Consider the following 1,179-nt stretch of genomic DNA (forward strand, 5'->3'; position numbering starts at 1 on the left):
TCGGAGGATTGGATCAGCGGCGACCGGGTCGTTGCGAATTTCATCAAGCAAGAGATCGACGCCACGGATACCGACCACATACAGGCCGAAATCTCGGCAAGCACGAGGCTTAATGCGATGGGCGACAACCAGATGGTCAACGTCACCGAGATTGTCCAGCTGGGCAGCTACTATGATGTGATCATGATCGGCGGCAATATGATATCCGTCGATATGCTGTTCCAGACCAACGTGTTAGTGGATGACGATATCGTAACGGGCGGCTCGATCTCGGCGCAGGGTGATGAAAACCTTGTCATGAACGAGGCCTCGGTGTCGAAAACGGGTGAGGACAGCCACCAGGAGCTGCACCAGGATATGGCTAATGCCATGGCGCTGGGTGAAGCAGACATGGACGCGCTTGAGGACGCATTGCTCAACGATCCCATGTTCGCAGGGATGGAGCAGATCCGTGCCCTGAAAATCGAGGGCGATCTGCTGCAAGTCAACATCATGGAACAGGTCACCATGCTGCTGGATCAGGACGATGTGCATGTGTCCGGGCCCAAGGCTGCCGAGACGGAAATCACCGCGGGCAGCAATGCTCTGCTGAATGCGGCGAATGTTGCCAAGGCCGGGATCGACTCGGTGGTGATGGCGGCTGAGGAGACCTATTCAGATCTGCTCCTGCATCAGGCGAGCCTGTATGATGTACCTGATCAGGATGACATCTCTGAGCTGACGAATGACGCCATCGCCGTGTTGATGGAAGAGGCCAATAGCGAACTGGCCAAGATCCACGAAACCGTCGCCAAACAAACAGCCCCGACCGAGATGGCGGGCGCTGACGACGGCCTGCAGACCATGCTGGCGTGATTTCCCGTAATTTTAGCGAGTGACCGAAAGGTTAGTTTATGTCGATTGTGTTTTCGTCGCGCCGCACCATCTGTTCCAGCCCTTTGGATCGAAATGGCGGCGTTGCCGTGTCCGAGGCGCCGCGTACCGAAAAGCGATCAAATGCGCCGCAAGAACCCAAAGAGTCAGCCCTGCTTCTGCTGCATGAGGCGCTGCGCGTCGATACGCCAGACGCCTCGCAGGGCAAGGAGCAAAGGGCAGCCAAAACGAGTCCTGCAGAACCGAAGAACACTCACCGCGCCGATTCTCCCCTTCGGCGCGAACAGCCGCAACCTTCGCAAGATA

General features: G+C 57.1%; 2 pseudogenes. Both read left to right on the forward strand.

The window, feature by feature from the left end:
* Positions 1–855: pseudogene (locus tag ACR0E6_RS21410) on the forward strand (type I secretion protein); the annotation flags it as partial.
* Between the two features lie 38 nt (positions 856–893).
* A pseudogene (locus ACR0E6_RS21415) lies at positions 894–1,179 on the forward strand (hypothetical protein); the annotation flags it as partial.

The sequence above is a fragment of the Ruegeria sp. AP12 genome, assembly GCF_056540025.1.